This window comes from Actinomadura rubrisoli, from assembly GCF_004349215.1.
Classification (GTDB): Bacteria; Actinomycetota; Actinomycetes; order Streptosporangiales; family Streptosporangiaceae; genus Spirillospora; species Spirillospora rubrisoli.
This window is the reverse complement of the sequence record NZ_SMKU01000065.1, coordinates 25,286-33,271: the sequence shown is the minus strand read 5'-3', so window position 1 is coordinate 33,271 and position 7,986 is coordinate 25,286. Positions and strand designations below refer to the sequence as shown.

Genomic DNA, 7,986 nt, shown 5'->3' with positions numbered 1-7,986 from the left:
GCCCCGCCCCTCACGCGCCGGAACCCGCACACCCCAAGACGCCACATGACGCGCAAACGCACCACCCAGGAGGGGACCCGTTGACCGAGACGCTGTGCCACTGCGGGAAGCCCGTCGGCGACGCCGTCCTGTGCGTCCCCTGCGCCATGCGCCTCGACGAAGCCGTCGCCCAGATCTCCGGCCACCACGGCCTCGGCTGGGACCTCGATATCGCCATCACCCGCCAGGCCCGCATCGACCGGCCCATCGGACGCCCCGACATCGAGGACCGCGACGAGGTCCGCCAATGGCCCGGCACCCTGCGGCCGACGCCCGTCCTGTACGACGAGAGCGCGAGCAAGGCCGCCGCCGACCTCCTCGCCATCCTGGCCGCATGGGCCGGTGTCGTCGCCGTCGAGACCGGCCTCACCACCTGGCAGCCCACCATCCTCGGCCCCTGGTGCCGCCGCTGCCAGCACCCGTCATGCTCCATCGGCCGCCCGCCCGTACTCCCGCCCGCCACCATCGCGGGCCTGGCCGCGTGGCTCCGCCCGCGCGTCGGCTGGCTCCGCCACCACCACGACGCCCAGCGCGCCCTGGAGGAGATCGGCGACGCGGTCCGCGACGCCCGCCGCGCCATCGACCGGCCCGCCGAGAAGCTCTACGCCGGCCCCTGCGACGAGTGCGGCGAGGACATGTACGGCCGCGTCGGCGCCCGCATCGTCGAGTGCCCACCGTGCGAGCTGGTGTACGAGGTCGAGGCCCGCCGCCAGTGGCTCCTGCGGTCCGCTGAGGACGTCCTGGCGACCGCCACAGAGATCGCGCGGGCCATCACCCGCCTCGGGCAGCCCGTCACGCCAGAGGCCATCAGGGGCCTCGTCCATCGCGGGCAGCTCGCCCCGCACGGCGCCCGGACCGTCGGGAAGCGCGAGCTGCCGGTGTACCGGCTCGGCGACGTCCTGGACGTCCTCGCCCAGCGCGCCGCTCGGGATGGGACCATGGCGGGATGAGATGGCTCATCGACTTCTGGAAGCGGATCTTCGCTCTGCACGGTGCCATGACCCGAGCGGTCATTCGTTTCGTGGATGGCCCGTACGCGGACGAGATCGTCAACATGCGGGGATATGGCTCTGCGTGACAGCGACCTGCGCGAACGCTACTCTGTGCTCAGATACGAGAACCAGGCCCGGACAGCACACCGCTGCCGGGCCTTTCGCATGCCCGGAGGTGCCCCCGCAGTGGCGAACATCGTCTTTAACATCGCGCTCGGCCGCGTCGCCTCCCTCGCCGCGCTGCCCGCCGCAAACGACGCCCTGATCCTCGTCCCCATCGAGACGACCGGCATCGTCAACGACGCCACCATGCGGGACTACGACACCCTGTCCGACCTCCTCGCCGGCGCCTCCAACGAACAGACCACCATGGGCCGCAAGACCCTCGCCTCCGTCACCGTCACGGTCAACGACACCAACGACCGCGTCGACATCGACGCCGCCGACGTCACCTGGACCGGCGCCACCGGCAACGCCATCAGCGCCCTGGTCATCTGCTACGACCCCGACACCACCGGTGGCACCGACGCCGACCTGATCCCGCTCACCAAGCACGACTTCGCGATCACCCCCGACGGCTCGGACGTCGTGGCGACGATCGCCGACTTCTTCCGCGCCTCCTCGGCCGCCTGAGGTCCTGACCCATGGCGCCCGTCGCCCAGACCGGCGCAGGCAACGTCACCTCCGCGACCAACGGCTCGTCGGAGTCGCTCACCGCCACCAAGCCCGCCAACATCGCCACCGGCGACCTGCTGTGGGCCGCGTGCTACTTCCGCAACGGCGGTGCCGTCACCCTCGGCGCCCCCGCCGGCTGGACGAAGGTCAAGGAAGACACCGGGAACGGCGCCGTCGTCGCGTGGGTCAAGCCGATCACCAACGCGGCCGGCGAGCCCGCCAACTACGCGTTCACCACCAACGGCGGCGCCAACCGGTGCACGATGCTCCTCGGCCGGCTCACCGGCGCGAACCTGACCAACCCGGTCGACGCCGTCGGCGCCATCAGCGTCTACACCGGGTCGTCCAGCCTCGTCCACCCGGCCGCCACCGCCGTCGCTGCCGGATGCCTGCTGCTGTCGGTGTCCACGGCCAACCTGTCCACCACCACGGCGCCGGTGTTCACCGCAGCGACCGGCATGACGCAGGTCGGGCAGCAGGCAGTGACCTCAGGGACCTCCAGTAGCCTCCAGGTCGCCCAGCAGGCCCTGGCCTCCTCCGGATCCACCGGCACCCGCACCGCGACCATGAGCCCCTCGGGGAACAACTCCGCAGGCTTCCTGGTCACCATCGCCCCCGGCACCATCAGCGCCGCCGCGGGCACGGCGAGCGAGACCGACGCGGCGCAGCCACTCGCGAGGCTCAAGACCCGGGCCGCTGCGCCGGCCAGCTCCACCGACACCGCTCAGGCCCTCGCCCGCCGGAAGACCCGGGCGTCCGCCACCGCGTCCGTCGCCGATGCCGCACAGCCCATCGGACGGTCCAAGGCACGTGCGCTCGGCGCCACCATGGAGCCCGAGAGCGCCCAGGCGATCCGCCCAGCGCACTCCGCGCCGCTCGGCGCGGCCTCTCAGACCGACAGCGCCGTCGCCCTGGGCCGCCGCAAGACCCGCGCCGTGCAACCCGCCACCGAGACGGCCAGTGCGGGCGCCCTGGGCAGCGCTCAAGGGCTCACCGGGGCCGCCGAGACCGACGAGGCACAGGCCCTCGCACGGACCAAACGAGGCGCTCTCAGCGCTGCTGCGGAAACCAGCGCGGCACAGCCCATCGGCCAGCGGAAGGCACGCACGGTCACCGCCGCGCTCGTGGCGGCCACCGCTCAGGCGCTCGCCAGGACGAAGCGCCGCGCCCTGGGCACCGCTACCGAGAGCGACGCCGCCGGAGCGATCACCCCGCCCGGCGCCGTCGTCCAACCGATCGACCCGGCCGAGGCCGTCGAGACCGCCCAGCCCATCGGCCGCGCCAAGCGGTTCACGCTGGGTAGCGCGACAGAGAATGACGCCGCACCGAGCCTCGGCCGAGCGCGCCGCCTCCCCCTCGGGACCCCAGCCGAGACAGGCACTGCCCGCGTGCTCGGCCGAGCCAAGTCCAAGGCCCTCGGGGCGGCTCTGGAGACCAATCACGCGGGCATCGTCGCGGGTGGTGAACAGCCGGAGGCCCTGCCGGACCTCACCGGCACCTTGAACCCCTCAGGACGCGTCCATGGGGCCCTGGCCGCCGTCCAGATGTACGCCGGAGCCCTACGCGCCACCGGCGGGCACACCGGGGCGCTGGAAGCCGTGGACGGGCGCTCAGGAACGCTCACGGGTAAGGGAAGGCTGACCGGAACGATCGCGTAATGAGGATGGTCGTCTCCATCGAACTCGGAGAGACTTCCTGGCGTGGACAACACCGGATGGACTTACGAACGCGGCACGAACGAGAAGGCGGAGACGACCGACACTGCTCGGTTCGCCTGCCATGACCACGACCTCGACAGCGGGGTCCTGCCGGTCGCGGATGCATGGGAGTTCGCCTGCGCCCACCTTGCCGAGTCGCATCCGGACGAACTTGAGGTGCTGACCACCTCGTGAGGAGGTCGCCATGGGTGACGACACCGTCCGATCGCTGGGCATCGAGCTGGACCTCGACGAAGGCGACCTCATTAGCGACGCCGTCCTCATCGCCAAGGTTCACAAGCCGGACGGCACCGTCGTCATCGCAAGCAAGCCCACCGTGGGCACCGACTGGGTCACCCGCCGGGGCCTCATCGCAGCAGCGGCGGACGTCGAGAGCGGCGGCTACAGGGAACGCGAGGACTGATGCCCACCCGCCGCGCCCTCACCGTCTCCCAGCGCAACGACGAGACCCTCAACGGCACCGCCACCGACAACGACACCGGCCTCCCGCACAACCTCACCGGCGTCACCCTGGAGATGGTGCTGAAGCCGTCCGAGGCCGCCGAAGACGACGACCCCGACGCGGTCACCCTGTCCACCGGCACCGGCGAGATCACCATCACCAGCGCCGCACAGGGCGCCTACAGCGTCGCGATCCCCGACACCGCCCTCACCGATGCCGGGAACCGCTGGTACCGCGTGGACGCCGTAGCGGGCTCCTCACGCAAGACCATCATCTACGGCCCGCTGAAGGTGAGGGATCTGTGAGCCCTCACAGCGCGGCCTTGTTCAGCGCCCGCTGGTAGACCGCGGCCTGCCGGGGCGTCAGGTGGCCCGTGACACGCAGCAGGACCCCACCGCGGAGGTAGTCGTACTCCGAACCGGCCATCCCCTGCAGCGACTTCTGCGCCTGCTGGATGAACTCCGACCGGGCGCGCGCCGACGCCTCGTCGGGGAACACCTCCACACCGCATCCGAAGTCCACCGCGCCCGGCTCGGCACCGACGACCTTGGACGCCGGAACCCGCCGGTCCACGCTCGCCGCCTTGCTGGTGTACTGGCCCGGCCTGCCCAGCTTGCCGTTCGGGTCGTTCTCGGCGGTGTACACCGTGACCTTCCCGATCGGCGCACCGGCCGCCTTCAACGCCGCCATCACCTGACGCGCCGTCAACGGCCGGGACGCCTTCGACACGCTCGCCGACGGCGGAGCCGCCCCGCTCGCCGCAGCCTCACCGTCGCCTGATCCGCACCCGGCCAGAGCTACCACGCCGGCCAGCAGCGCCCCGCACATCACGAACTTCACCATGACCCCCTGTCGCCTGGATGTGCGCCGACCGTACTGACCCCGGGCCCCGCAGACCCGGGATGGCCACATGCGGCTCGCGCCGAAGTCCGCGACCTATGACCCCGGATCGGCCACGTCTCGGAGGATGGCGCGGCCGATCCGGTCGATCCTCCGCCGGAAGGACCACCCCATGCCCGAGATCCGCACAGCACGCCTCAGCCTCGGCGCCGTCGGCAACGGCCAGGTCGAGGTGGACGGCCGAGAAGTCCGCGGTGTCCGGTCCCTGATCGTCAAGAGCGCCGTCGGAGAGTCCCCGACCCTCGTGCTGAACCTTCTGCTGCACGAGCTGGAGGTCGACGGGCGTCTCCAGGTCGAGGTGCCCAAGGAGGTCCAGGAGACGCTGATCGCGCTCGGCTGGACCCCGCCGGGCGACTGATGGCCAAGGGCCTGAAGGTCTGCTCCACCCCAGGCTGCCCCACCCTCGTCGCCCAGGGCCGCTGCGAGCCCTGCAAGGCCAAGGCAGAGAAGCGCAGAGGAACCAGCGCACAGCGCGGCTACGGCAGGCGCCACAGGGACCGCTTCCGCAAGGGCGTCCTGGACAAGAACCCCGTGTGCGTGATCTGCCGAAACGCGCCCTCCACCGTGGCCGACCACTACCCCCTGGACCGGCGTCAGCTCGTCGCCAAGAGCCTGGACCCAGACGACCCCATCTACGGGCGCGGCCTCTGCGCGCCGTGCGACTCAGCGCAGACCGCGCTCAGGCAGCCCGGAGGGTGGAACGCGTGAGCGACGCGCAGGCCGAGCCCACCGACGAGCAGATCAGGGCCTACCTCGACGCGCACCCCGAGGTGTTCGGTGTCCTGCTGCGGCGCGAGATCAGGCTCAACACCCCATGGTGGTTGAGGGTGCTGCGCAGGCAGGCGCGCATCGATCCCACCGCGCTGCGCCCTCCGCCCGGCCGCGGATCCTGCTGATCACAGCCCTGTGTCACACAGGGTGACGTCGCTCAGGGTGACTGAACCCGGGGGGCGACCCTTGATCGCTTAGGGGGCGCCGACCGTGCGGGAGGGGGCTGGCCGGTCGGGCGGGTCAGAGCCCTCCAAGATCATCGGTCGTAGTCACGTTTCGTGACATCTATCGCGAGTCCAAGATCCACTCGGTGTCACGCAATGTGACGCCACTGCGGTTGCGCAACGCAGCCAAAGGGAGATGATCCAGATGACCAAGGGCGGACATGCCAGGTCAGGGCCGCCGCCGGACCCGAACGCGCTGCGTCGTGAGCGGGACCGGGGCGAGTGGTCGCTGCTGCCCGCCGCCGGCCGTCCGGGCGATGCGCCGGTGTGGCCGCTGCTGGGCCTTTCCGAGCGTGAGACGGATCTGTGGGCGGACCTGTGGCGCAAGCCGCAGGCGCTGATGTGGGAGCGCTACGGCCAGGAGTTGGAGGTCGCGCTGTATGTGCGGCGCCTGGTCGAGGCCGAGGAGCCTCGCGCGCCGGTGACGCTGGGGACGCTCATCCGGCAGCAGGCTGATTCGCTGGGGCTGACCACGCCGGGGCTGCGGTCGAACCGGTGGCGGATCGTCGCGGCGGTCCCGGCCGAGGCGGTGCCCGCGCCGAGCAAGGCCGCGCCGAAGCGCACTGCGTCGCGCGATCGGTTCAAGGTCGTCCGCGATGACGCAGACGAGGAATGACTGGGTCGTCCGCTGGCCGACGCTGGGGTTCCTCGCTGCCGACTGGATCGCGGCGCACTGCATCGTTCCGGACGGGGACCGCAAGGGCGATCCGTTCGAGATGTACGACTGGCAGTGCTGGATCACGCTCAACCACTACCGGGTGCGGCCCGGGGCGGTGTTTGGGCAGAAGGCACCGGCGTTCCACAACCGCCGGTCGCAGGTGGTCGCGCCGCAGAAGACGGGCAAGGGGCCGTGGTCTGCGGGGATCACGTGCCTGGAGGCGCGGGGGCCGGCGCTGTTCGACGGGTGGGCGCAGGGCGGCGAGGCGTACGTGTGCGCCGAGCACGGCTGTGACTGCGGCTGGTTCTTCGAGTACGAGCCGGGCGACCCGATGGGCAGGCCCTGGCCGTCGCCGCTGATCCAGTTGCTGGCCACCTCGGAGGACCAGGTGGCCAACATCTACCGGCCGTTGCAGGCGATGGTGCGGGGCGGGCCGCTGGCCGAGCAGATGAAGGTCGGGGAGAACTTCATCCGGATCGGCGACGAGGGCCGCATCGACGTGGTGACGTCCTCGGCGATGTCGAGGCTGGGGAACCCGATCACGTTCGCGGTGCAGGACGAGACGGGCCTGTACTCGAAGACGAACAAGCTGCTGCACGTCGCGCAGACGATGCGGCGGGGCCTGGCCGGGATGGGCGGCCGGGCGCTCGGCACCACCAACGCCTGGGACCCATCCGAGCACAGCGACGCGCAGCAGACGGCCGAGTCGAATGTGCGGGACATCTTCCGGTTCCATGAGCAGGCGCCCAAGGGGCTGTCCTACCGCGACAAGCGCGAGCGTCGGCGGATCCACCGTCACGTCTACGCCGGCAGCACGCACATCGACCTGGACGGGATCGAGGCCGAGGCGGCCGAACTGCTGGAGACCGACCCCGCGCAGGCGGAGCGGTTCTTCGGGAACCGCATCGTCAGCGGCACCGAGTCGTGGCTGAGGGAAGGCGCGTGGGAGGCCCGCGAGCAGCGGCGCCCGGTGCCGGGTTGGACGCAGGTGGTCGCCGGGTTCGACGGCAGCGATGTGGACGACTGGACGGCGCTGCGGCTGGAGACCCTGGACGGCTACCAGTTCACCCCGACCTACGGGCCGGACGCGTTGCCGACGATCTGGAACCCGGCCGACTACGGCGGGCAGGTGCCGCGGCTGGAGGTCGACGCCGCTCTCGATGAGGTGATGGGCCGCTACGACGTGCTGCGCCTGTACGCCGACCCTCCCTATTGGGAAACCGAGGTCGACGGGTGGGTCGACAAGTACGGCGACAAGAAGGTGATTCGCTGGTACACCCGGCGGATCGTGCAGATGCACGCCGCCGCCGAGCGGCTGTTGACCGATGTGACCAAGGCCGACAGCACCTTCACCCACGACGGGTGCGCGACCACCGCGACCCACATGGCCAACGCCCGCAAGGCCGCCCGGCCCGCGAGCCGGTACGTGCTGGTGAAGGCCAGCGACGCGCAGAAGATCGACGCCTGCGTGACCAGCATCCTGGCGCACGAGGCGGCCGGGGACGCGGTGGCCGCCGGCCTGGTCCGCAAGCGCAAGCGCCGTTACGTCTACACGATGTCGTGACCA

Annotated in this window: 13 protein-coding genes; 12 read left to right on the top strand and 1 reads right to left on the bottom strand. The window is 71.1% G+C overall.

The features are described from left to right. Positions 1-80: 80 nt before the first annotated feature. From E1298_RS15295 to E1298_RS15270, 7 genes are all read left to right on the top strand, one after another. The gene (locus E1298_RS15295) at positions 81-989 is read left to right on the top strand and encodes a hypothetical protein (protein WP_131893639.1); all 909 of its coding nucleotides are present in this window, start codon (positions 81-83) and stop codon (positions 987-989) included. Beyond that, positions 986-1,117, top strand: coding sequence for a hypothetical protein (locus tag E1298_RS51185; protein WP_279498451.1), 132 nt, complete (start codon positions 986-988; stop codon positions 1,115-1,117). Before E1298_RS15295 ends, E1298_RS51185 begins: the two co-directional genes overlap by 4 nt. A gap of 100 nt (positions 1,118-1,217) precedes the next feature. Further along, positions 1,218-1,664, top strand: a complete 447-nt coding sequence (locus E1298_RS15290; RefSeq protein WP_131893637.1) for a hypothetical protein — start codon at positions 1,218-1,220, stop codon at positions 1,662-1,664. Between the two features lie 11 nt (positions 1,665-1,675). Beyond that, a complete protein-coding gene (locus E1298_RS15285) occupies positions 1,676-3,364 on the top strand; it encodes a hypothetical protein (protein ID WP_131893635.1) in 1,689 nt (562 codons plus the stop codon). 42 nt (positions 3,365-3,406) lie between these two features. Then, on the top strand, positions 3,407-3,598 hold the full coding sequence (locus tag E1298_RS15280; protein WP_131893633.1) for a hypothetical protein: 192 nt from the start codon (positions 3,407-3,409) through the stop codon (positions 3,596-3,598). A 10-nt stretch (positions 3,599-3,608) separates the two neighbouring features. Next, entirely contained in the window at positions 3,609-3,827 is a 219-nt protein-coding gene (locus E1298_RS15275; protein WP_131893631.1) for a hypothetical protein, read from the top strand. Further along, on the top strand, positions 3,827-4,171 hold the full coding sequence (locus E1298_RS15270; protein WP_243725605.1) for a hypothetical protein: 345 nt from the start codon (positions 3,827-3,829) through the stop codon (positions 4,169-4,171). The genes E1298_RS15275 and E1298_RS15270 overlap by 1 nt, the downstream gene beginning before the upstream one ends. 4 nt (positions 4,172-4,175) lie before the next feature. Here the strand turns inward: E1298_RS15270 and E1298_RS15265 are convergent, their stop codons facing one another. Beyond that, the gene (locus tag E1298_RS15265; RefSeq protein ID WP_131893629.1) at positions 4,176-4,709 is read right to left on the bottom strand and encodes a hypothetical protein; all 534 of its coding nucleotides are present in this window, start codon (positions 4,707-4,709) and stop codon (positions 4,176-4,178) included. Between the two features lie 169 nt (positions 4,710-4,878). On the opposite strand from E1298_RS15265, the gene E1298_RS15260 reads away from it, so the two are divergent. The 5 genes from E1298_RS15260 to E1298_RS15240 all read left to right on the top strand — a co-directional run bounded on the left by E1298_RS15260 (position 4,879) and on the right by E1298_RS15240 (position 7,983). Next, complete coding sequence (locus E1298_RS15260) at positions 4,879-5,124, top strand: hypothetical protein (protein WP_131893627.1); 246 nt, start codon at positions 4,879-4,881, stop codon at positions 5,122-5,124. Beyond that, complete coding sequence (locus tag E1298_RS15255; RefSeq protein ID WP_131893625.1) at positions 5,124-5,474, top strand: holin; 351 nt, start codon at positions 5,124-5,126, stop codon at positions 5,472-5,474. The genes E1298_RS15260 and E1298_RS15255 overlap by 1 nt, the downstream gene beginning before the upstream one ends. Continuing rightward, positions 5,471-5,662, top strand: coding sequence for a hypothetical protein (locus E1298_RS15250; protein WP_131893623.1), 192 nt, complete (start codon positions 5,471-5,473; stop codon positions 5,660-5,662). Before E1298_RS15255 ends, E1298_RS15250 begins: the two co-directional genes overlap by 4 nt. Positions 5,663-5,906: 244 nt before the next feature. Then, complete coding sequence (locus E1298_RS15245; protein ID WP_131893621.1) at positions 5,907-6,377, top strand: hypothetical protein; 471 nt, start codon at positions 5,907-5,909, stop codon at positions 6,375-6,377. Continuing rightward, the gene (locus E1298_RS15240) at positions 6,358-7,983 is read left to right on the top strand and encodes a hypothetical protein (RefSeq protein ID WP_131893619.1); all 1,626 of its coding nucleotides are present in this window, start codon (positions 6,358-6,360) and stop codon (positions 7,981-7,983) included. The genes E1298_RS15245 and E1298_RS15240 overlap by 20 nt, the downstream gene beginning before the upstream one ends. Positions 7,984-7,986: the final 3 nt, after the last annotated feature.

Bases quoted from the DNA above. Each gene is read 5' to 3' on its own strand.
- E1298_RS51185 (WP_279498451.1), top strand. From the start codon at position 986: ATGAGATGGCTCATCGACTTCTGGAAGCGGATCTTCGCTCTGCACGGT.
- E1298_RS15285 (WP_131893635.1), top strand. From the start codon at position 1,676: ATGGCGCCCGTCGCCCAGACCGGCGCAGGCAACGTCACCTCCGCGACC.
- E1298_RS15275 (WP_131893631.1), top strand. From the start codon at position 3,609: ATGGGTGACGACACCGTCCGATCGCTGGGCATCGAGCTGGACCTCGAC.
- E1298_RS15270 (WP_243725605.1), top strand. From the start codon at position 3,827: ATGCCCACCCGCCGCGCCCTCACCGTCTCCCAGCGCAACGACGAGACC.
- E1298_RS15265 (WP_131893629.1), bottom strand. From the start codon at position 4,709: ATGGTGAAGTTCGTGATGTGCGGGGCGCTGCTGGCCGGCGTGGTAGCT.
- E1298_RS15260 (WP_131893627.1), top strand. From the start codon at position 4,879: ATGCCCGAGATCCGCACAGCACGCCTCAGCCTCGGCGCCGTCGGCAAC.
- E1298_RS15255 (WP_131893625.1), top strand. From the start codon at position 5,124: ATGGCCAAGGGCCTGAAGGTCTGCTCCACCCCAGGCTGCCCCACCCTC.
- E1298_RS15245 (WP_131893621.1), top strand. From the start codon at position 5,907: ATGACCAAGGGCGGACATGCCAGGTCAGGGCCGCCGCCGGACCCGAAC.
- E1298_RS15240 (WP_131893619.1), top strand. From the start codon at position 6,358: ATGACGCAGACGAGGAATGACTGGGTCGTCCGCTGGCCGACGCTGGGG.